Origin of the sequence: Vibrio viridaestus, from assembly GCF_003856525.1 — a bacterium.
GTDB classification, from domain to species: domain Bacteria; phylum Pseudomonadota; class Gammaproteobacteria; order Enterobacterales; family Vibrionaceae; genus Vibrio; species Vibrio viridaestus.
Genome location: NZ_RJVQ01000007.1, coordinates 178,010 through 200,311, shown reverse-complemented (window position 1 = coordinate 200,311; position 22,302 = coordinate 178,010). Strand labels below are relative to the sequence as shown.

Annotated in this window: 22 protein-coding genes; 9 read left to right on the top strand and 13 right to left on the bottom strand. The window is 40.9% G+C overall.

Annotated elements, in window-relative coordinates; all coding sequences use genetic code 11:
- Window positions 1-11: 11 nt before the first annotated feature.
- The 5 genes from EES38_RS15990 to EES38_RS15970 form a co-directional block, all read right to left on the bottom strand.
- Window positions 12-920 carry a dimethylarginine dimethylaminohydrolase family protein gene (locus EES38_RS15990; protein ID WP_124938217.1) on the bottom strand — a complete coding sequence of 303 codons (909 nt, stop codon included), beginning with the start codon at window positions 918-920 and terminating at the stop codon, window positions 12-14.
- 15 nt (window positions 921-935) lie between these two features.
- Window positions 936-2,168, bottom strand: coding sequence for a Zn-dependent hydrolase (locus EES38_RS15985; RefSeq protein WP_124938255.1), 1,233 nt, complete (start codon window positions 2,166-2,168; stop codon window positions 936-938).
- 109 nt (window positions 2,169-2,277) lie between these two features.
- Window positions 2,278-3,069, bottom strand: coding sequence for a helix-turn-helix transcriptional regulator (locus EES38_RS15980; protein ID WP_124938216.1), 792 nt, complete (start codon window positions 3,067-3,069; stop codon window positions 2,278-2,280).
- Between the two features lie 124 nt (window positions 3,070-3,193).
- A complete protein-coding gene (locus EES38_RS15975) occupies window positions 3,194-4,063 on the bottom strand; it encodes a GNAT family N-acetyltransferase (RefSeq protein ID WP_124938215.1) in 870 nt (289 codons plus the stop codon).
- Window positions 4,064-4,185: 122 nt separating this feature from the next.
- Window positions 4,186-5,781: an ABC-F family ATPase gene (locus EES38_RS15970; RefSeq protein ID WP_124938214.1), complete on the bottom strand. Its 1,596-nt coding sequence runs from the start codon at window positions 5,779-5,781 to the stop codon at window positions 4,186-4,188.
- 344 nt (window positions 5,782-6,125) lie between these two features.
- Here EES38_RS15970 and EES38_RS15965 point away from each other — a divergent pair, with 344 nt between their 5' ends.
- The gene (locus EES38_RS15965; RefSeq protein WP_243694209.1) at window positions 6,126-8,153 is read left to right on the top strand and encodes a methyl-accepting chemotaxis protein; all 2,028 of its coding nucleotides are present in this window, start codon (window positions 6,126-6,128) and stop codon (window positions 8,151-8,153) included.
- A gap of 64 nt (window positions 8,154-8,217) precedes the next feature.
- Here the strand turns inward: EES38_RS15965 and EES38_RS15960 are convergent, their stop codons facing one another.
- Complete coding sequence (locus EES38_RS15960) at window positions 8,218-10,065, bottom strand: M3 family metallopeptidase (protein ID WP_124938213.1); 1,848 nt, start codon at window positions 10,063-10,065, stop codon at window positions 8,218-8,220.
- A 206-nt stretch (window positions 10,066-10,271) separates the two neighbouring features.
- On the opposite strand from EES38_RS15960, the gene EES38_RS15955 reads away from it, so the two are divergent.
- The gene (locus EES38_RS15955; RefSeq protein WP_124938212.1) at window positions 10,272-10,742 is read left to right on the top strand and encodes a DUF3237 family protein; all 471 of its coding nucleotides are present in this window, start codon (window positions 10,272-10,274) and stop codon (window positions 10,740-10,742) included.
- Between the two features lie 287 nt (window positions 10,743-11,029).
- Here the strand turns inward: EES38_RS15955 and EES38_RS15950 are convergent, their stop codons facing one another.
- Window positions 11,030-12,112 carry an ABC transporter substrate-binding protein gene (locus tag EES38_RS15950; protein ID WP_124938211.1) on the bottom strand — a complete coding sequence of 361 codons (1,083 nt, stop codon included), beginning with the start codon at window positions 12,110-12,112 and terminating at the stop codon, window positions 11,030-11,032.
- Window positions 12,113-12,252: 140 nt separating this feature from the next.
- Between EES38_RS15950 and EES38_RS15945 the strand changes: the two genes are divergently transcribed.
- The 6 genes from EES38_RS15945 to EES38_RS15920 all read left to right on the top strand — a co-directional run bounded on the left by EES38_RS15945 (window position 12,253) and on the right by EES38_RS15920 (window position 16,719).
- Window positions 12,253-13,023, top strand: coding sequence for an AraC family transcriptional regulator (locus EES38_RS15945; protein ID WP_208020466.1), 771 nt, complete (start codon window positions 12,253-12,255; stop codon window positions 13,021-13,023).
- Window positions 13,024-13,123: 100 nt separating this feature from the next.
- Complete coding sequence (locus EES38_RS15940) at window positions 13,124-14,041, top strand: DMT family transporter (RefSeq protein WP_124938210.1); 918 nt, start codon at window positions 13,124-13,126, stop codon at window positions 14,039-14,041.
- Window positions 14,042-14,194: 153 nt separating this feature from the next.
- A complete protein-coding gene (locus EES38_RS15935) occupies window positions 14,195-14,980 on the top strand; it encodes a TSUP family transporter (RefSeq protein ID WP_124938209.1) in 786 nt (261 codons plus the stop codon).
- Window positions 14,981-15,058: 78 nt separating this feature from the next.
- Complete coding sequence (locus EES38_RS15930) at window positions 15,059-15,508, top strand: GNAT family N-acetyltransferase (RefSeq protein ID WP_124938208.1); 450 nt, start codon at window positions 15,059-15,061, stop codon at window positions 15,506-15,508.
- A 56-nt stretch (window positions 15,509-15,564) separates the two neighbouring features.
- Entirely contained in the window at window positions 15,565-16,047 is a 483-nt protein-coding gene (locus tag EES38_RS15925; RefSeq protein ID WP_124938207.1) for a GNAT family N-acetyltransferase, read from the top strand.
- A gap of 192 nt (window positions 16,048-16,239) precedes the next feature.
- On the top strand, window positions 16,240-16,719 hold the full coding sequence (locus EES38_RS15920; protein ID WP_124938206.1) for a DUF4865 family protein: 480 nt from the start codon (window positions 16,240-16,242) through the stop codon (window positions 16,717-16,719).
- A gap of 23 nt (window positions 16,720-16,742) precedes the next feature.
- On the opposite strand, the gene EES38_RS15915 is transcribed toward EES38_RS15920, so the two are convergent.
- The 3 genes from EES38_RS15915 to EES38_RS15905 all read right to left on the bottom strand — a co-directional run bounded on the left by EES38_RS15915 (window position 16,743) and on the right by EES38_RS15905 (window position 19,510).
- Entirely contained in the window at window positions 16,743-18,077 is a 1,335-nt protein-coding gene (locus tag EES38_RS15915) for a sensor domain-containing diguanylate cyclase (RefSeq protein ID WP_124938205.1), read from the bottom strand.
- Between the two features lie 118 nt (window positions 18,078-18,195).
- Window positions 18,196-18,819: a LysE family translocator gene (locus tag EES38_RS15910; RefSeq protein ID WP_124938204.1), complete on the bottom strand. Its 624-nt coding sequence runs from the start codon at window positions 18,817-18,819 to the stop codon at window positions 18,196-18,198.
- A gap of 40 nt (window positions 18,820-18,859) precedes the next feature.
- Window positions 18,860-19,510, bottom strand: a complete 651-nt coding sequence (locus EES38_RS15905; protein WP_124938203.1) for a glutathione S-transferase family protein — start codon at window positions 19,508-19,510, stop codon at window positions 18,860-18,862.
- Between the two features lie 116 nt (window positions 19,511-19,626).
- Between EES38_RS15905 and EES38_RS15900 the strand changes: the two genes are divergently transcribed.
- Window positions 19,627-20,460: a LysR family transcriptional regulator gene (locus EES38_RS15900; RefSeq protein WP_124938202.1), complete on the top strand. Its 834-nt coding sequence runs from the start codon at window positions 19,627-19,629 to the stop codon at window positions 20,458-20,460.
- A gap of 68 nt (window positions 20,461-20,528) precedes the next feature.
- Here EES38_RS15900 and EES38_RS15895 read toward each other — a convergent pair whose 3' ends face one another.
- The 3 genes from EES38_RS15895 to EES38_RS22075 form a co-directional block, all read right to left on the bottom strand.
- Window positions 20,529-20,843, bottom strand: a complete 315-nt coding sequence (locus EES38_RS15895) for a hypothetical protein (protein WP_124938201.1) — start codon at window positions 20,841-20,843, stop codon at window positions 20,529-20,531.
- Between the two features lie 156 nt (window positions 20,844-20,999).
- Window positions 21,000-21,908, bottom strand: a complete 909-nt coding sequence (locus EES38_RS15890; RefSeq protein ID WP_166434291.1) for a LysR family transcriptional regulator — start codon at window positions 21,906-21,908, stop codon at window positions 21,000-21,002.
- Window positions 21,909-22,008: 100 nt separating this feature from the next.
- Window positions 22,009-22,233 carry a hypothetical protein gene (locus EES38_RS22075; protein ID WP_148090382.1) on the bottom strand — a complete coding sequence of 75 codons (225 nt, stop codon included), beginning with the start codon at window positions 22,231-22,233 and terminating at the stop codon, window positions 22,009-22,011.
- Between the last annotated feature and the right edge of the window lie 69 nt (window positions 22,234-22,302).

The following is a 22,302-nucleotide window of genomic DNA, read 5'->3' as shown; positions in this document are numbered from 1 at the left end:
TTACCCAACAATTACTCTTCTCGTCTCAAAGCTTGGCACATACAATGAACACCGCCGCCGCCCTTAGTTATCATTGAGATATCAGGGTCATACACACTCAGCCCAATCGCCTTACAACGCTCTTTTAACGCCAAACTTTCGGACGGAATCAATACTCTGTCATTACCGAGGGAGACAATATTGCAGCCCAATTCCATGGCTTCTTTGTACGGTATATCAATAATTTCAATGCCTTTACTAGCAAGCCAAGAGAGAAGCTTATCTGGTACAACAGCCGTACACACTGCCGCTAATTTCTCAGCGACCATGACACATTGAACGTCTAGGTGTAGGAAATGAGGATCAAATTTGACGTCAAAAAACTCCCACCCTTCCTGTTCAAACCAGCTTTTAACCTGAGCAATGCCCTCCGAGCTGGTTCGTTCTCCAGAATAACCGCATAGCGCGACTCCAGGTTCAATCAACATAAAATCTCCCCCTTCAAAGCTGCCAGCCGTCACCACATCGTAGATTGGGATATTTTTGCTTTGATAGAATTCAACCGCAGTGAGCCATTCGCTGCGACGCCATGGGCTAAACATTTGTGTGATAACGGCTCCCCAAGGAGTCATTATTGATGAATCTCGAGCATATACTGCATAGGGCTGTTCTGATTTAGCCTCTAAATAATGGACCTGAACATCGGCTTGATGATAAGCATCGATCATTTCACTATATTGCTGTTTAGCAACTTGTGTATCAAACGTTAACCCATTACCAATATGACGACGAGAGGTAGAATTACCAGTTCGCCACTCATAATGATCAATAGGGCCGACCACAACATCTTTAAGGACTCCAGTTTCTGAACTGATCCCCCAAAATTCAGGTTGTTTGGTTGGTTCAAGCGGATTTCTTGTACGAAATAGACTGTTAGTCATTCAATAAACTCCTTTTTATTCTACTAATTTGATAACACTGTGAAGCAAAACATTTGCTCCAGCTTCTATATGATGAGATGCAACATTTTCGGCTTCGTTATGCGATATCCCTCCTTCACAAGGAACGAAAATCATCCCAACAGGACCGACATAAGAGAGATAAACTGAATCATGTCCGGCTCCCGAAACGATACGCAGATAATCAAGATCCAACGTTTTACATGACGAATGTATCGCGTCGATACATTGCGGAGAAAATTCAACAGCGGGTGATTGCCATAGTTTCTTAATATCGCAACCTAATGAATGAGTGGCTGTCACATCTTGAATAACTTGCTCAAACTGATGACTCATTTCATTCAATGTAGTTTGATTTGGATGCCGAACGTCAATGGTAAACGTGACAGTCTCCGGCACGGTATTTGGGGAAGATGGATGTGTTGCAACTTTACCAATTGTTAAACGAGCGTCATCACCATATCGAACAATTTCTTGGTACAGCTTGCTAAGTGCCTCAGACATACCTTTGATGGGATCATGTCGCATCGTCATAGGTGTGGGGCCAGCATGTACAGACTTTCCTTTTAATGTGATTTCATACCAATGCATCCCCTGAACACCTGACACAATGCCAATCGGCTTATTTTCAGCTTCAAGAATAGGACCCTGTTCAATATGTAATTCTAATGCAGCTTTAAACGGAAACGCGTTGCAGCATATATCACCTAACTGATCGCTCTTTAGTAATGCCTCGTGATAAGTAATACCTTTTTCATCAGTAGACTGATAAATCTCTTTTTCATTTAGCTTATTGGCAAAGACACCCGAACCAGACATAGCAGGCGAAAAGCGAGCGCCCTCCTCATTTGCCCATACGACTATATCAATCGGATGGGTAATCGATAGACCGCTTTCCTTTAGGGTATATAACACTTCCAACGCCCCTAAAACACCATAGATCCCATCGTACTTTCCACCAGTAGGCTGAGTGTCCAAGTGAGAACCAATTAAAACTGGCAAGTGATCTTTTCTATCGTCATAGAAACGTACAAATAGATTACCCATTGAATCGAGTCGGGCCACTCCACCTATTTCAGAACACCAAGATAAAAAAAGTTCACGACCTTCTTTATCAAGTGAGGTGAGAGCCTGACGGTTACAACCGCCTTTCTCGGTACCTCCAATCTTCGCCATATCAGAAATGAAACGTTCTAATCGAGGCAGATTTATTTTTAATTCATTTATCATCACAGTAAGCTGTCCTTTCTCTACATAGGATTAGCTTATTCTGATGAGTAAACATTACTATTACCCGATTGAGGTATAGACAGTAGCCGATATAACAAACTATCTATAACTAATTGTTTAAATTCATAATTTCATCAAATATTTTGGCTAGTAGTTCTTTCTGTGAGCTAATTTCTAGTTTGCTATAGATATTTTTGCGATGAACCCGTTCAGTCTCATAAGAAATATCTAATTTTCGGGCTGCTTCTTTACTAGAGAATCCACGAATCAATAGTTGCATGACCTCTTTCTCTCTGGGTGTTAGTACATCGCCACCAAAGCCGTTCATCACTTCACGAAGCGATAAATTAGACTCCCTTTCTGGCGGAGACATCTGTATATCATGCATTTTGACAGTTGAACTTAAGATAGGAAATAAAGCCCTTAACTTAGAAAGCACTCTATGATTAAACCGGGGCAGCGATTTAGTTCTTCCCAGAGAAAGAAGATACGCGGAGCCGTCTTGTCCCTGAACAGAAAAACACGTTTCATCAACCAGTTTTGAGGGATGGAAGTATTCTTCGTAATAGGCACTGTCATAAAAATCATCAGGTGCGATATCATCCAGACTAACTAACCCTTCATTACCTTCATTTGCGCAGTAATCATAAAACGGGCTCAAAAGATAAGCGCCCTGCAGATACGCATCCCACACGGCCAATTCGTCGGTTGCAAACGACGAACATAACACAGTAGGTTTTTTCGCTGGGTGATAAACAAGCATAACGTAATCATCAAAGCTTGCCGTTGTGCGGAGTAAATAGGTTAATTTATCAAAGAAATTGGGTTGTCCTACCGACAAAATCAGGTCGGCAATACCGTTAATAACTGCCTGATCTCCGTTGAAGTAATTTGTATTCATCAGTTAGTGTCTGATTTTTTCTACGTATTTATTTGAGTTAACTCTAACACAAATAAAATATTTATCTCGCATCTTATCTTTACTCATCGACAATTGAATATGATCATTTGAAAACGGCTATTTATTAATTGAGTCTCGCTAAGCGCATCGGAGTAACAGGCATGCCGTAGAAATCAAATGGCTTACCTACAATCTGCCCACCTAATCGCTCAACAATAGAAACCGTAATATCGCGTGCCTCAATATAAATACTATCCGTCATAGTCAGAAGTTGATGGAGAGAATATGAAGCCAACTTTAAACCAATACCAAGCTGGCGAAATCGTGAGTCAACAACAAACCTTCCCCAATGCCATTCTTCGTTCTCATACCAGCCAGCGGCAGCACCCAGTATGTATTCGCCTGACCTGGCTACCCACCAATATTGAGGTGTATCATCTGGCAGCGGAACAAGGTCCTCCGGAATAGCCTGCTCTTTTGCGAATGTATCGTGAATTAAACGCAACACATCCTCTTTATAAGAAGTCGTCAGTTCCTCTATTTGTACTCGCGACGGATCAATCGAGGCGTTATTTCTAAATGCGCAAAGGCGCAAAGCTCGAAGACCCGAGATAACCTCTTCCGCCTCATTCAGGCTTAATTGAGGGATAAGACGACCAAGTGTTTCATTGGCAGCAGTATCAGCTTCACCGAGTCGTTCAATACCCAAAGTCGAGAGTTCAAAGCGTTTCTGCCTTTTATCTGTCGATTCTGGATAGGCATGTATTAGTGCCTGATTTAATAGGTTGTTCAGAGTTCGGCTCAAAGAGGCTTTTTCGATATTGAGCTGAGTGCCCAATTCCGAAAATGAGGTCTGCCCATTTTTGTGTAAATACGTCATTAGGTGCGCCTGCGATAACGATAGACCCGAGTTGAGGCAATTCTTATCGAGCAATCCCAGTTCACGGACCAAATAGCGTAATTCACTTCTTATCTGTTGAACAGTTGCATTCATCAGAGTTACTCTTTATTGATACTATCAACAAAGAGTAACTCAGTTTGTTGATACTATCAACATCTTTAAGTGGGCAATAAAAAAGGCCGCAGTTCTATGCGGCCTGATTCAACTAAATAAGCTTAACCAGCAAGGCCTTGCTTCGCCAGATACTCATCATAAGTACCGTGGAAATCTCTTACGCCATCTTTAGTAATTTCAATGATGCGTGTTGCGATTGATGATACAAATTGACGGTCATGAGAAACAAACAATAGCGTACCTTTGTAGTTCTCTAATGCAAGGTTAAGCGCTTCGATCGATTCCATGTCCATATGGTTTGTCGGTTCGTCCATCAATAGGATATTTGGACGACGCATAATAAGCTTACCAAACAACATGCGACCCTGTTCTCCACCAGAAATCACTTTTACCGATTTCTTGATGTCATTTTGCGAGAACAACATGCGACCAAGGATACCGCGAACAACCTGCTCGTCTTCTCCTTCGTTCTTCCATTGTCCCATCCAGTCTAATAGAGTCATATCCTGCTCGAAATCATGAGCGTGGTCTTGGGCGTAATAACCGATGTTGTTATTTTCTGACCATTTTATTTCGCCAGATTTCGGCTCCATAACGCCAGCAAGGGTATTGAGCATGGTTGACTTACCAATACCGTTCTCACCGATGATAGCAATACGCTCACCGACTTCTACCAGTAAGTTAACGTCTTTGAATAGGATGTTATCGCCATAACCTTGAGTCAGACCCGTCACTTCCAGTGCGTTTCTGAACAGTTCTTTTTCTTGATCAAAACGAATAAATGGAGATTGACGACTCGACGGTTTGACTTCGTCTAGCTGAATTTTATCCAATTGCTTCTGACGAGATGTCGCCTGTTTCGCTTTTGAGGCGTTTGCAGAGAAACGGCTTACGAATGTTTGCAGTTCTGCAATTTGAGCTTTTTTCTTCGCATTATCTGCCAGCAGACGATCGCGAGCTTGCTCAGCAGCAAACATGTATTCATCGTAGTTACCGGTAAACAGGCGAATTTCACCGTAATCCAAGTCAGCCATGTGCGTACATACGGTATTTAGGAAGTGACGGTCGTGCGAAATGATAACCATGGTACAGTCACGAGCCAGAAGAATCTGTTCCAACCAAGCGATTGTATGCATGTCCAGGTTGTTCGTTGGTTCGTCAAGGAACATGATGTCAGGTTCAGCAAACAACACCTGAGCAAGCAATACCCTTAGTTTCAAGCCAGGGGCAACTTCACTCATTAAGCCAAAGTGCTGAGCCTCTGGGATACCCAATCCAAGCAGTAACTCGCCAGCGCGAGCTTCAGCTGAGTAACCATCCATCTCGGCGAATTCGGTTTCCAAATCACCAACACGCATACCATCTTCATCAGACATTTCAGGCAGAGCATAAATGCGATCTCGTTCTACCTTAACGGCCCAAAGTTCTTTGTGTCCCATGATAACAGTATCGATTACTGTATATTCTTCAAACGCAAACTGATCCTGACCCAATTTAGCAATGCGCTCATTAGGATCATACGATACGTTACCTGACGATGCTTCTAATTCACCATTCAGGATTTTCATAAACGTCGATTTACCACAACCATTCGCACCAATCAGGCCATAGCGGTTACCGTTACCGAGTTTAATAGAGATATTTTCGAACAATGGCTTATCGCCAAATTGCATTGTGATGTTTGCAGTTGATAACACGGGACATTCCAGGTTGGATTTAAAAACAAAAGAGTTGGAACAACACCAACTCATTAAACTGGCGATATAGTAACAGGTTTAGTGATAAACATCACAGTGGTTTTGAATTTCTCTAGTCAACTGTTGGCGAACTATCCAATAACTGCAACACGAACACCACGCAATATCTGGCGAATTAGACTTCTCTCTTTTTTAGTGCTTGTTTTTAAAACTATCAAATAGAGCACGGCATTTATCCACTTACATCGCTTTTATGAAACTCATTTAGTGGTTTTTTTGCATCCTTACTTAGTGCTACCTACACTGAATAGGGTCTGCGTTCCAAACTTCTGTTGAGAGGTAATATGCGAGTCAACACAATACGATTAAAAATGTTGTTCCCTATTCTACTTTTGGCAGTAATAGGTATTAGTATCTTTGCCTTCATGTACGTCATTACGAACATGGAAGCTAAAGCAATGAAGAAACAGGGCGAAATCTACTTTGAAGCTGTCGCTGTTATTCTTAACGCTGATAGAGATATTTATCAAGCAAGATTGGCACTCGAAGAGGCTCATAGTGGTCAAATTACCTACTCCGAAGCACAGGCAACGTTTGATGAAAACGCCAAACAAGTTTATGACCGCTTTTCAAAGTATCTTGCACTATTAAAAGACGAGCCAACGATTAATAAGCAGTTCAATGACTTTTACCCATTATATGAACAATGGATCGCACGCACTAAGTCAGTATCTTCCAATATCGAACGTAATCAGCAGCTCATAAAACAATTAGACGTGCTTGATGTGAATTTCAAAAAACTTAGGCACATGCTGGATATGGCAGGTGAATCACTAAGAGATCACGTACACAAATCAGGAAACATCAATCAAGAAACCCTCGAACGCTACGCAGAAGCAGTCGCTGAAGTGCTGAATGCAGACCGTGATATCTACCAAGCTAGATTAGTTCAACAACAAATAATCAACGGTATTGGCTCTTACAAAGACAATGTGAAGCTATTTGAAGAAAATGCGCTTCAGGCCATGACTCGATTCAAATCCTATACCTCTTTGCTGAAAAATGAGCCCAACTTCACTGAGCCCTATAAAGAATTCGACACACTATTCTCAGACTGGTTTAAAGATAGCGGCGTATTTCTTGAGTCCTCTTCAGTCGCAGACAAAACACTCGAGAAAGACTTATTCGCTCAATCTGATACGTTCTTTAGTCAAATTAGAGATATTTTAGACAAAGCAGGCGAAGCGGTAGGACAAAGAGCAAAAGAATCTGAACAGGAGACGTTACAGGAAATAGAAAGTCTACAGACCATTGCGACAATTATTATTGTCATTGGATTTATCATTGCCTTTGTTATCGGCTTTTACATTCCGGTTAAGATTACGGCTAACGTTAAAAATATCGCACGAAGAATCAGAGAAATATCCGAAGGCGATGGTGATTTGAAAGCGCGAATAAACAGCGAGTCTAAAGATGAACTCGGTGATCTTGCACAAGAGTTTGATTCCTTTGTCGAAAGACTGCAGGGAATAATCAGCATTATCCAGGAAAAGAAAACCGCGTTAGGCCAAACGACCTCTCGCCTTTCTGAAGTCTCTAACTCAGTCAATTCTCTCTCAGACGGATTAGTCGGATCGTCAGATTCAATAGTTAGCGCAGCAACAGAGATGAATGTTGCCAATCAGCAAATGGCCGAAGTCGCTCAGGGAACCGCGCATGAAGCGACAGAATCAAGTCAAGCAGCGCAAAAAGGAATGGGAGCCGTATCGAACTCAAAAACCGCCATTTCAGAATTGGTCAATAATATTGAAGCGGCTTTATCTCGAGCCAGTGAATTGGAAAAGAGTTCAGGAGCGATCGCGTCTGTTCTGGAAGTCATTCGTGGGATAGCTGAACAAACTAACCTCTTAGCACTCAACGCAGCTATCGAAGCAGCACGAGCTGGGGAGCACGGACGCGGCTTTGCTGTCGTCGCAGATGAAGTTCGCCAGCTTGCGACGCAAACAAGTGAGAGCACCAATAAAATTGAAGGCATGATTAGCCAACTTAACGGCAGTGTGACTGATGCATTTAAAGCGATTGAAAACAGCCGAAAAAGTGCAGGTAATACGGTAGAAAGTTTCGATGAGGTAATTCATATATTCGATTTACTTTCCCAATCTTTTTACACTGTAAAAGATCTTTCGGAACAAACGGCCAATGCGACACAAGAACAGGCATCTGTTGCGAATGACATCAATGAGAATTTGATTGCAATGAAAGATCAGACTGACGGTGTCGGTCATGCTTCTAAAGAAATTCGCAGCCAGTTTAATCAACTAAATCAACTCTATAAAGAATTGAGTGCTCAGGTAGATAGGTTCAAAGTATAAGTTAGTTCAAACAAGATAGTGCAATTAGAGGGTGACACCAGACAACTGCTGTCGCCCTTTACTTTTAACGACCGTACGTTGTCTCAATATAGTGCTCAAACTCTGTGCACAATTCCTCATCATCAATTTGATTAGAGCTAATCAATTTGTCGCCATCAACCACATTGATGGTGGCATTCAATGTCTTAGGTTCCGAACGTATGCGCCCTTCAAGCTGATTGATTTTCTGTTGTTCCAAACTCCACGCTTCTTCAGAGGATAGATTACAAACATCAGCAAGGTATTTAGCGTTGAAGCCTTCACCTGTTAGGCTTTCAATCGTCGCATTATGAGACACTTTATTACCACGTAACCAGTAATGTTTAGCAAGCAACGGACCGATTTCAGGATTATCGGTCAAATAACCAAACTGCTGCGTAAAGTAAGCGCGTGTCTGGTAAACAGCCATATGTGCAAGCAAGTATCCCTGATACGAACAGGCCGACTCGTCTGATAACAGATGAGGTATCGCTAATAGCGGTCTAGGACTACAAGCAAGACCTAATATCTTCTGCTCCATCTCTCTGGCAAGTTGAGTTACGCGTTCTGGTGTCAAATCGGCATCGGACAGTTTATATAGCTCGCGTTCGAAATAAGGTACGACCAAAATACTGCGTTCTCCATACGCTTTGAATGGCTGACGACTTTCGATCATTTTTTTAATAATGCTATCAGGCACAGCTCGACCATTCGCATCCAGCGCATATTGTTTTAACCAATCTGCATCGGTCAATAGACTATCGCAAAACATTGACTGAGTTTCCGCATAAGCCATCGATGTGGGAGCGAATTCTTGGGAAAAACACGGTGCGTTTAGTTTTACGTTTGCGAAGTGGGCAGCGTGCCCTCCTTCATGAAACAGGGTGTTAATACCATCGTACCCACTGCCAACCTGATCGGGTTTAGCGTTACTCGTAAAGTTAACTTTAGCGGCAACCCACTCACCTTGGTTATAAAAAGACGGTATTGGACCATGACAGAATCCGTTCTGATATTTTCCTTTTCGGTCTAAAAGATCTAACGTCAATTCTGCCTGTGAATAGTCGATATTTAAGCGACCAAATGATTCCATCCAACGACGTAATGATTTAGAAAATGGGACATAAGGATCGAGTTCTCGCATCACATCCCCAGCGAAAGAAAACGCAAAGTTATGCCCAATAAGAGCATCTTCTCCTTTCTTATCGGCAAGCATTTTTAGGCTTTTTTGGTGACTATCGCGAGTGCGTACTTCAAAATCATCCAAAATGCTGAACAGCTCATCACTGGTCATCTGCTCAGTCTTAACGACGGAATAATCGAAAAAGGAATCATAGCCTAGCGAGCGGGCGAATTGGTTTCTTAGTTTTACCAAATCTAAAAAGCCATTTCGTAAAAGCCATTGTTCTAAATCTAATAATGCCTGATGAGCGGAACGTCTTACAGATTCATTATCATTGGTGCGGATGGCAGAGCTCAATGTAGGTAGTGAACCATCCACTTCGTTTCCGTTTTCATCCACGTAGATCATCGAATGATTTTTTTTCTTTTCGAATAGATCAGCTTCAAATTTAATTAACTTCTGTTTAAATTCACGAGCCTCTTGTGATTCCATAGCATGAGCTTTAAACATGGCCAACCAACCTTGCAGACCGCTAATCGTCTCACTTTTTACTTTTTCATCTGCAATAGACTTGGCTTGTTCGATTTGATCAGTTAATTCACTGATACGCGTGGGATTACTCAAAAACTCCGTCCACTGGGTTTGCGCTTCGGCGGATGCATCATGGTCATCGCTTGTCCCCATGTAAGTTTCCCAGAATAAATCCTCTTTTGTTCTATGAATGGATAGATATTCTTGATTTAGCGTATTCAGATAACTCGTTGCGGTCATGGCTACCTACTTTTAGGTTATTGGTTTCACTTCATTTCCATACTAAACCGATTCTTTTCCTTTTCAACTAATGGATAGAATATTCAAGTAACTCGACAAGAACTTAGTACGAACTTGATTGGAGAGATTGTTTCAACTGCCAGTTGCGACATCACTCATCCTATGTTAGTTGTTGTAGCATTGAATCAATAAGTTAACTATTACATATGAGCCCACAACTTATCTTCTCATTTCGCATAGAAATACAAGTTACCTCCCCTATCGTTGTTAGCAATGATAGAGAATATGGCAAACGCCAACTGATCCCCATCGCTTCAGGTTCGGTTTCAGGTGATATCGAGGGAAAGGTTCTACCAGGAGGAATTGATAGTCAGATCATTGATAAGAATGGACTATGCCGCCTCTCTGCACGTTACGCTGTTGAAACAAACGATGGTGAAACATTTTATATTGAGAACAATGGAATACGTAGAATTCCCGAGAAATGGCGAGATCAATTGTTTAGTCACGATATGAGTTTCTTCAATGAAATATCTGCACAAGATATTTACTTTAAAACGACGCCCACATTTGAGGTATACGGTAAATCACTGCAATGGCTGACAGAGAATTTGTTTGTCTGTAGTGCTCAGCGCAGTGCATCTGGCGTGTACTTGGATATGTATAAAGTGAAATAAGTCGCAAATGTCTGTTGTATATGTCAACCTAATGGAATTAATGTGTTTCATATATCAAATTTATTTGAATAAATTAAAAAATAGTTGAATAATGAAGTTCTACAATTCCTAATACAGAGTAAATGTCATGTCTTTTAAACAAGCTTATGCGTACTATTTCTCAATCGCTGTTTTGTTAGCATTCGGCACTCCAGCATTAGTACTTTATCTTGCTGTAAACAGTTAATTTATTTAACTGCACTTTCAGAATCAAAAAAAGTTGGCTTTCACCAACTTTTTTATTGCCTTTAAAGCTGAGTCATAAATGTACCTTCTGGTGTAACAGGAAGATACTTTTTATAAAAATCGAGATAAGCTTTGTTTGGATCCAAGTCTTTAAATAACTGTGGATACATAGATTTAGCATAAAATTGAATCATTGCTCCATCAAGAATCGTGCGACATGCTCCGTGATATGCACCATACATACGGTTGTTCTTAACCGCAGAGATAGATGACCAACCTGTACGCTTTTTAAACCCAGCCAAACGTTCTTTCGCGAGTGATTCAGGTACGCCTTGCCCCATCACCATAGACGTATCAGAACTGCCAGTTTCGTATCCAGTCATAACAATAACATCTGGATTTGACGCAATAATCATCTCAGGATTCAGTTTGCCCCACCATTCAACATAAGGTGCCGAAATATTATCTCCACCAGCCATAGTTGCGATAGCGCCCCACATATTTTTACCGAACGTATACCCTATTTCATCGATACCGGCAGCGCCGTATTCGGTATAGACTTTAGGTTTTGGTAAGTTAGCTTTCTCTAAACGAGCCGTAATATCATTCAGACTATCACTGTACTCTTTGCTTATTTTAGCCGCGCGCTCTTCCTGGCCGGTAATAACACCAATCAATTGGGTACTTTTTACATGTCTTTCCAGAGTCTGAGCATTGTAATCCACAACAACAATGGGTATTCCAGCATCTTCGAGACGTTTAATATCAGCCCCTAACCCTTTATATTGCCAATCAGCTAACATCAATAAATCTGGGTTTAGGCTAATCACTTTTTCGACTGAAAAAGTATTGGTATCAACACGACCAATACCAGGAATTTTATCTAGCGACGGGCGGTGTTCAACATATAGCTTCCAGTTTTCACTGCGTGCCTGCCAAATATATTTCGACATACCGACAACGTGGTCGTACGCTTTTTCTGTACCAATTGCCATGTAATCTTCTGGATAAAAACCGACAATCGCTCGTTGAGCCGGAGCGTCAAAGGTAACCTCGCGACCCAGTACATCGGTAACTGTCGTGGTTTCTGCCATCGCAAGAGAGCTAAAACTAAGAGCAGCAATGCTCAACAACGTTTTAAACATGAATGTCTTCCTGTATTTATTCTTAATCAGTCCATATTTAATGGATTGATTTATCGACCCTAAATAATTTTCACTCATTATAGTTTTATTAATAATGCAAATGCAAACAAATATCATTTAACGCCTAGCTCATGGATTTGATGCTTATTTTAAGCGTAACCACTGTTATACTTCTGTTTAACATTCGGTCTATGATAGAAACCATGCTCAATACACTCTCTATTCGTTCTTATAACCGCGATAAACAAGGACACCAGCACGACTATCACCAGCTGGTTCTTCCCCTTTCAGGTGTTATTAATATTGATGTGGGTGGTTTTACCGGTAAGGTTGCGCCCGGTGAGTGTGTTATTATTCGTGAGGGTCAAGTACATCACTTTACTGCAGAGACCGAAGCAAAATTCGTTGTCGCTGATATGACAGCACTGCCTGACAATCTACGGGACTTTACTGGGGACGTTTTTACAATCAATCTCCCTATGAGTCGCTACCTCAATTTTATCGAAGCTCAACTTCATCATCAGGTCAGTGCAGATATGCATTCAATATTGTTTAAAACGTTTGTTGTATTGCTATCAGAGCAACAATTGCTTAAACAATTCGACCGACGAATCAAAGAGGTGATTGAATTTATTGATCTGCACCTTGCTGAAGATTTGAGTATTGTAAAATTGGCTTCCATCGCCTACCTGAGTGCAACACAGTTTAAAAAGCTATTTCGTGCACAGACCAATGAAACAGCGATGAGTTACATCACTCGGCTTAGGATGGAAAAAGCCAAAGCACTTTTGCTACACAGTGATTATTCCATCCAAATCGTTGCCAACACTGTAGGGTATTCAGACTTGGCGGCGTTTAGTCGTCGGTTTAAACAATTTTATGGTGTATCCCCTTCTAAGCTGTATCAATAAGTCCGTCTAGTTACCATTAATTTGCGTCTGATTAGCACAAATGTAATTTCTATTTTTAAGTAAGATACGCACTATTAAAAGCCGTTAAGGAATGTCAGTTTTGACGAAATCAAATGAATCATTTTACGGAACGCTAGCGGTTATTTTGGCTAGTGTATTTTGGGGTACGACTGGAGTCGCAGCAAGTTTTGCACCTAATGTGAATAGTTTAGCAATAGGTGCAGTTGCTATGGGCTTTGGCGGACTATTATTAGTGTTGTGCTCTATTAAGAGTCTCTTACAAGATAGAATTTTACTTACCCAAAATATCAAATGGATTATTATCGGTGGATTGTCTGTCGCTATCTACCCTTTAGCCTTTTATACCGCAATGAAGTGGTCTGGTGTGGCAATTGGCAATATCATTTCTATTGCAAGCGCACCGCTCTACTCAGCGATATTTGAACGTCTTTTTAGCAAACGTAGTGTCTCATTAAAATGGTGGGTGTGCTTTGCTTTTGGGCTAACTGGAGTCACCTTCTTATCACTGGGTAAAGTTTCCTCCATTTCATATACGTCCACACCCAGCTACCACTACTTCGGAATGTTACTTGGCGCACTGGCTGGACTAACATACGCCCTTTATGCCTGGATAGGAAAGAGCCTTATCGATAAAGGCATCCGTTCAAAATCGTCAATGGCAAGCATGTTTGGCTGTGCCGCACTTATCTTGTTACCGACACTTATTTTTACTGGTGAAGGGCTATTTGATTCGGTCACGAATATAGCGGCGATATCGTATATCGCAGTTATTCCAATGTTCTGCGGTTATCTCTTGTTTGGTTATGGTCTGAATCGTATTGCGGCAAGTCAGGCAACAATGATTACCCTACTTGAGCCAGTTATTGCAACCCTACTTGCTATACAAGTTATTGGTGAGCAATTTGTCATGATTGGCTGGATCGGTATGGCATTAGTCATGATCTGCTTAATCTTACAGGTATCCCCTACTCGTAGATTGGAAAAGATACCTATTTAAGCGTTTTATCTCCACGAGCACACAGGAAAGAATCGAGCCTCCCATTGTATTTTGGGAGGTTTTTTATATTAAAATACCCAAAATTAAACTATTGACATATGTTATTTGTGAAATTAAATTAAGCCAAAGATTATAATGAATGGGAAATAGGAAATGGAATTATTAGGCTATGAAATAACATACTGGATTTTACTAGGCTTAATGCTGTCTGCATTTGCTGCAGGGTTTATCGATAGCGTAGCGGGAGGTGGTGGTTTGATATTAGTCCCTTCGTTTTTATTGGCAGGTCTGCCACCGCAATTAGCGCTAGGACAAGAGAAAATCGTCGGTACTATTGGTACCATTGCTGCAATAAAGAACTTTACTAAAAATAAGAAGGTCGTCTGGTCAGCAGTTGCCACTGGAATACCAGCAGGATTATTAGGTGCGTATGCTGGTGCTCAAGCAATTATGCTATTTAATCCAGATACGATCGGAAAGATCATTCTTGCATTCCTGCCAATCGGTATCATTTTTTCGTTTATGCCCAAAGGCTCAAATGGCGAAAGCACGGAAGTCACCCCTGCGCGTTCGACCCTTTTATTTAGTGTTCCTTTGACTGTATTTTGCATAGGATTTTACGATGGATTTTTCGGCCCTGGCACAGGTAGCTTTTTAATTATTGCGCTGCATTACTTGCTTAAATTCGACCTTATCTCCGCATCCGCGACATCCAAGCTGTTCAACTTTTCTTCTAATGTCGGAGCATTAATCGCTTTTATTCTCGCGGGCAATGTATTGTATGCCCTGGCAATCCCACTTGTAATTATGAACTTATTAGGGAACCATTTAGGCAGCATTGCCGCTTTGAAACACGGATCTAAATTCGTCAAAAGCACTATTTCATTGTCACTAAGTTTGTTAATGCTTTCTTTGGGCTACAAATACTTCTTAGCGTGATAAAGTTCTAAAAAAGAATACGCTAGAGCTATTTAAAGCACATAAAATATAAATAGTAATCGATGGGGAGAATAGCTAATGATTATAGAGAAGGCGCGCATAACCGATTTAGCTGATATAAAAGCTCTGATGTCATTCGTTTCTGAACAAGAAATCCTCCCTGAGTTACCCGAAGAAGGCAAATTGCACTACAAAGCGTATGTGATGGATGAAGTGGATAATCTATTTGCTAATCGAAATTATTTTACCCTAAAAGCGCTCTCGTCAGAGGGTGATTTACTTGGATTCGGGACCATTCGTGACAGCAATTATATAACCTATCTTTTCGTACAAAATGAAGCGCGTGGCACAGGAATAGGTAAAGCGCTACTTAATGCTCTATTGAAAATGACTACTGCACCCGAGATTGAACTGCGCTCCTCACTTAAAGCAGCCAGCTTTTATCAATCTTGTGGCTTTGAAGCCACAGATGGCGAATCTGTATTTAATGGAATTCGCTTTATTCCAATGAGATTAATACGTTATTGATTTTTACACAGCTTGAGTTACTTTAGTCAAATAGACAAACGGATTGAGGTAGAAGGATGCCTATTACAAAAATCAGTCACAATTCATGGAATGAAATTCTCAGCGTGCAAAACTCGGTTTATAAAGAAGTACCTCCTGAACAACTGAACGTGCTCAAGTGTAAATGGGAAACATCTCCAGAAAGCTGCTTTGTTTATAATATTGACGGTACTGTATGTGCTTATTTGTTAGCTCATGGTTGGGATCGTCAATCCCCACCGAAATTGCATACGCTGTTACCAGATGACACGGCTGGCTCCTCCTTATTTCTTCATGACCTTGCCGTATCACCTGAGGTCAATGGTCAGGGTATTGGCTCTAAAATGGTTCAGCACTTAATCACTAAAGCAAAATCAATGGGCTTTACTCGCATTCGTTTAGTTTCCGTTCAAGATTCACATTCATTCTGGCATAAGCTCGGATTTACTAAAGTTATTAGTATCGAGATATCTCCAACTTACGGTGATGATGCACAAATGATGGAACTAGGACTCGCATAACCTCAACTAATCTCTGGTATTTCAAACCCCATTCTCAGTCGACGCTAAAGTGAAAACGAAGCGGTGAAATAATCCCAACTATAAGGACAATTACTCCTAAAAGTTTTGATTTTCCTTATTTTAAGATAGTGACACAATCATCACGTAAACAACGAGATACCCACCAATTAATATCAATAGGAGTCACGTCGTATGATTGCAATGCAATATGTCATAACCCTTCCATCAGATTATCCAATGGACACTATCAAAAACCGCATTGAAACCAAGGGACACTTGCTCAACCATTATCCCGGACTGAAATTTAAAGCCTATTTATATTCAGAAAAGAATTCTCAAGAATACCCATGTACCGTCAACAGATACGCACCTTTTTATGTATGGCAGAATCACGAAGCCATGGTGTCATTTTTAAAGAGTGATGGATTTAAGGCGTTGTGCGATCAATTTGGTCGTCCAGTCATAAAGACTTGGTTTATCGATCACTTATCTCTTGAGCCAACGCAAGAGCATGAACTTGCTCTGATTAACTGCTCTGATAATGCCAGTGACATAAGCGCCACCAATTACGCAGACTGGAGTAACATCGGCGTTTCGTGGTTAAGTGGACAAACGTCATTAACAAACACACCACCAGATTGCATCTATAAGATCGGCTATATTGCGAGATAGAATACCTCTTTGGAATGCCTCTATCAGGAATGAGTCGTGTTGATTGCTATGATCGTCCGGTTTCGTCCTTCACTTTTTGCCTGATAGAGAGCTTCATCTGCATATTTAAGTAGCTCATCAAAAGAGATCGCATTCAATAAGTGACCAGCCAGCCCAATACTGACTGAGACTTTAACATGCTTTATCCCTATGTCGGTTATCGGATGCTCTCTCAATTGCGCGTGAATCCGCTCAGCAACAGCAAAAGCGTTATCTTGATCTGTATCAGGCAGGAATATTGCAAATTCTTCCCCACCAATACGTCCAAATAAATCTCTTTCTCTCAGCGCATTTTTGCATACCTCTGCGAAGTGATTCAGTGCGCTATCACCAGCCGCATGCCCGTAGGTGTCATTAATTTTCTTAAAGTAATCGATGTCGAGCATAAGTAAACTGTAATGCCGCCCTTCTAACCTCAGAAAATTAAATTCTCTTTCAGCATAATCGATGAAAAATTTCCTATTCGAAATCCCAGTAAGATCATCCTTTGTCGCTGCCTGATACAGTCGCTGTTCATAATGAACCCTAACACCAAGTTCCGCATAGAGGACACGACGTGTAACGTATATAGAGCCTAACAGCAAAATAATTCCTGCAATTAACATATACGGTATGAGTGCTCTAGTGGCCGAAATATGTTTCCAGGTCAAAATACCCTGAACATTCCCAACAAAATCTTTTAACACCACGCGGTTACTGGCATCAAGGTTGTGACTTATCGATATATTAGGCAACTCATAATTAGCGACGAGCTTATCTAAATAGTTCTGAGTAATACGAAATCCGATAAGTAATGATTCTGCACGTTTTTGTTCTGTCTCTTCTGAAACAAATGGAACTGTTACGATTTGGTATATCGCACCACCTAAGTTTACAAATAAACTCGCGCCTTCAACACCCATTAAATTGGAATTGGGTAACGATGCATCCGTTAGATCTTGAGAGGAAATTTTATCGTGATGCTGCTGAGCAATGATATGAGTTTGTTCGTCGGCACTCTGAAAGGCTGCAAAATCGAACTGATATTTTGTAAGAACATAGTGTTCAATATTATCTTGAATCCACTTATTATTTTTTTTAACCACGATATTTTGGTAAGACTCATCCCAAAAACTGTATTCGGTTACAATTTCAAGGTCATGATTTGCTTCGACGTTTAAAGCGAGATTAATGCGGGTATAGAGATCCTGAAGCTCGTCCTTTTCGATGATATAGATAAAAATTCCGGTAATGGCATACACTAACAACACCATGATAACGATCATGGTAGTGACTAGGCGCATCACCGCATTAACAGAAATGAACTGCTGTTTTATCATCAAAATCTCAAAAGCTAGGCGTTTATAAAAGATTAGCTTATATAAATTTTATTTCACGCCTAAGCTATTGAAAGATTTGTTTAAGATTAATTATTTAGATTTTGCTCGCAATTTTAATTTATCTTCGAGCTATTGCCATGTTAAGGGCCATTAATCCAAAAACAGTACTGAGCAGCCAGCGCTGAATCATTGACCATAGTTTTTGATTTATTAAGTGGTGCGCAGCCAACCCGGCGGTAAGAACAATAACCAAATTAACTATCCCACTGATAAGAATCTGCATACCTCCAAGCACTAGAGTTTGAGAAAATTCATTATGTCCCGGTGTTATGAATTGAGGAAGCAGAGATAGGTACATCATGGCGATTTTCGGGTTAGTAATATTAGTAAAAAACCCCATTGAAAATAACTTTCTCCGACTTACCACGTTTAAGTCTTGTGTTAAAATCAGCGTCTTCTTATTGGTGATCGCCTGATAGGCGAGGAATAGCAAATAACATACACCTGCAATACGGATGGAGTCGTAAGCATAAGGCACCGCAAGAAGTAACCCTGTGACGCCCAACGCAGCCGACAACATATAGACTATAAATCCAACTAATACGCCACTCAATGACATTATTCCAGCTTGCTTTCCCTGGCACATTGAACGAGATATGAGGTATATCATATTCGGGCCTGGTGTCAGCACCATAATGAGTGAGACCAAACAAAAAGTCATTAGATGTCCATATTCAGGCATTTTTTTTCCTTTTCGGTATAGAATTAATAAAGTTATTTGGCTATTTCAAAGGTTCACCGGCTTCGTCTTCATCAACAACGTCTGTTTCTAAACTGGCTTCGGCCAACCACTGCTTCACGGCATTACTACTCAGTACCTTCGATTGATACTGACGAGCTATATCAGACAATATAATGCCATATGTTTCAAATCTTAATGCTAAAGGTGCATACATCGCATCTGCGATTGACCATTCTCCAAATAGCCACTGACCCGGATATTGCTCCATTTGCTCAGACCAAAGTTCATCAACTCGGTTAATTTCCGCTAAAGCTGCTGGACTCAGTGACACTTTTCTTTTGGCCCGACAATTCATAGGAAGCTCATTACGTAAATTAGGAAATCCTGAGTGCATTTCACAGGCGATTGACCGAGCTTTTGCTTTATTTTGTGGGGAGCTAGGCCATGCTTTTCCATTCAGGTAGCTGTCGTTGACGTATTCAAGAATGGCTAACGAGTCCCAAACTGTAATATCGCCATCAATTAACGCTGGCACTTTTTTAGCAGGAGAAACCTTTTCGATAGCGTCATAAAACTCTGGAGTAAACAGAATCAGTTTTTCTATTTCAGCTTTCACATTGCATTGGCTAAAGATAAGCCAAGCGCGCATTGACCAAGTCGAGTAGTTCTGATTTCCTATAATTAGTTTCATATTTCTTCCTTTGTGACTCACTGTGTTTTATACGAGATTAAGGTATATTAATGACTGAAACTAACGGATAGTTTTGATGGTATATATTAATAAAATAGATGGATAATCAATCATAAATGGATATTGATGCTTTACGTAGTTTTCTCGCATTCGTCGAAACTGGTAGCTTCACTCGCGCTGCGAAACAGATTAATCGTACCCAGTCAGCATTCAGTGCGCAGATGCGTAAATTAGAAGATGAACTAGGTGTCCGCTTATTTACTAAAGATGGAAGAAATCTCGTTTTAAGTGAAGCGGGATTGTCTCTGAGAAGCCATGCAGATCAACTCGTTACATTACACAACAACGCTCTAAGACAAGTAAAACGGTATGAAAATAAGCGCCCCTTAAGGCTAGGTTGTCCAGAAGATTACAATGAGCAGGTTCTGCCAAAAGTCGTGCAAGCTTTAATGGCATCCAAGCCAACATGTTCGATTCAAATTTTTAGCGAGCCAAGTGCCATATTAAGAGATTGGCTTGATGAAGATCGAATTGATGCGGCAATCCTCACTCGATCGCCAGGGAAAGAGGAAGGGTACTGGCTCGCATCAGACCAAGGTGTATGGATTAGCAGTAAAAACTATAAAATGGATACGTCGTCCCCCCTTCCATTGGCGCTGTTTCAAAATGATTGTCAGTATCATGCTTCAGCGATAGATGGATTAGCCAAACGTGGGACTAACTACCAGTTGGTCGCCTGTTGCAACACCGCGTCAGCTCAACGCTCAATCGTTCGAGCGGGCCTAGCTATCGGAGCCATGGGACGGCTTAGTGTCACTGAAGATCTTGAAATACTTGACGGGATGCCATCTTTACCTGCGGTCGACATTGTATTTGTACCGGGAATAGCGTCGCATTCTTTACTTGATCAAGAGTTTCTTGAAAAGCTGGGGAAATTTAGTGAATTGTAAACTGAGGTGAGAAAATCTGAGAGGTAAACACTTAGGCATGAGAGAGAATTTTCCCATGCCTAAAAAAATTAGTGAGCTTTGCTCAAGAAACGAGTTTCAGACACGTCTTGACCATTTTTAGCGTCAACAGTGAAAGTATAAGAGTGAGAGATACTATCAAAGTTGCTCACTAAAACATGTCCGTCTTCTGCAGTGGTAACAACCTGTGTATTTGTACCATTTGTTACGGTTACAGGTACATTTGACATTGGCTCATCACCATTCTTCACTTGAACGTAAGCATTATTACCAACAGTTTCAACATTCATTGATACGCCTGCTGCGAATGAGCCAACAGAAAATAGAGCGGTAGAAAGTGCTGCACAAGCTAATAAACGATTCATAACATTCTCCTAATATTTTTATATGTGTAATTATTTTGCTGTAATCTTGTCACAGAGCAGAAGTATACTCTGTTCCATATTCATAACAACAAGCAAAAATAAAACGACTTGTTCTATATTTAGGACAGCAACTAAAATCTGATAGATAGCAAAAACTCATTTATTGAGAGATAAAGGTAACTTTTCACTTAAATAGTCAAGAAAGGCTCTCACGGCTGGATTCATGTGTTTTCTGCTTTGGAATAAAATATGGATTAAATGAGCTTCTGTAGACCACTCTTCAAGAACCCTGACTAAGCCGCCACTATTGAGATCTTTTGCTGCGAGTGCCTCTGGAATCAAACCAAAACCCACACCTTGTACCACCGCTTCGTGCTGAACTTTCGGATTAAGGCAGAATAGTACTGGCGTATGTTTTATTTCCGCCACATCGCCCTGACTCGACGTGACATGCCAAATTTGCTCTCCTTCATGGCGATCCATTACCGAACTTATCGTTGGCACCTTCTGCAAATCATAGGGTGATTTTGGCATGCCGTATTGCTGAATAACTTCAGGACTGGCAACCAATATCGGCTGCGAACGAGCGATAGTTTTGGCTATAAGTCCCGGCACATCATCGACATTGGCACGAGAACGTAACACTAAATCAAACATCTCTTCAATTATATCGACTGGCCTATCTGTCGCATCAATATTGACGATGACCTTGGGATATAACTTCATAAATTCAGGAATAATTGGGGCTAAATGATACTGAGCAAGGACTGTCGGACAACAAACTCTTATTGGTCCCATGGGTTCACTGGAAACCTCAGAAACAGACTCGTAAGCAAGTACACCTTCACGTACCATTTGTGCAGAGCGTTCATGCAGAAGTTTACCCGTGCTCGTCAGGGCAAATTGATGGGTATTGCGTTGAATTAATCTGGCGTCGAGCTGATCTTCAAGTTGAGTAATGCGACGGCTCAAAAGTGACTTAGTCAACCCCGATACATTTTGCGCAGCTGTGTAACCACCGTGCTCAGCAACCAAGTAAAAGTAGTATAAATTGTTGAAATCCATAGCAGGCAACATCTGTCGAATATCTCGCAAACTCGGTAATAAAGAATGGCGATGTTAACACTATTTAGGTCCAATTGACCAAACTGCTCCTATCTAGAACTCAATCTAAATTGCGTAAACGTGCAACGATCTGACCTATTAGAATACCGATCGCAACACATAGAAAGAGATTGCCAAGTATTTCAGTTCCAGAGAAATGCCATGGCGAATTGACATCAAAGGATACAAACAGAAACGCACAGTACAAAAGACCGAAAATACACCCAGTCCAACTGGCTAAACGAAAAGATTTAGAAGCAAGAAAAGCATGTAATTTACCGTTCAAAGCAATAATACTTCCATGGTTGTACAACATACCCTAAATATAACGTAGTTTGCTCATGATCACATAATC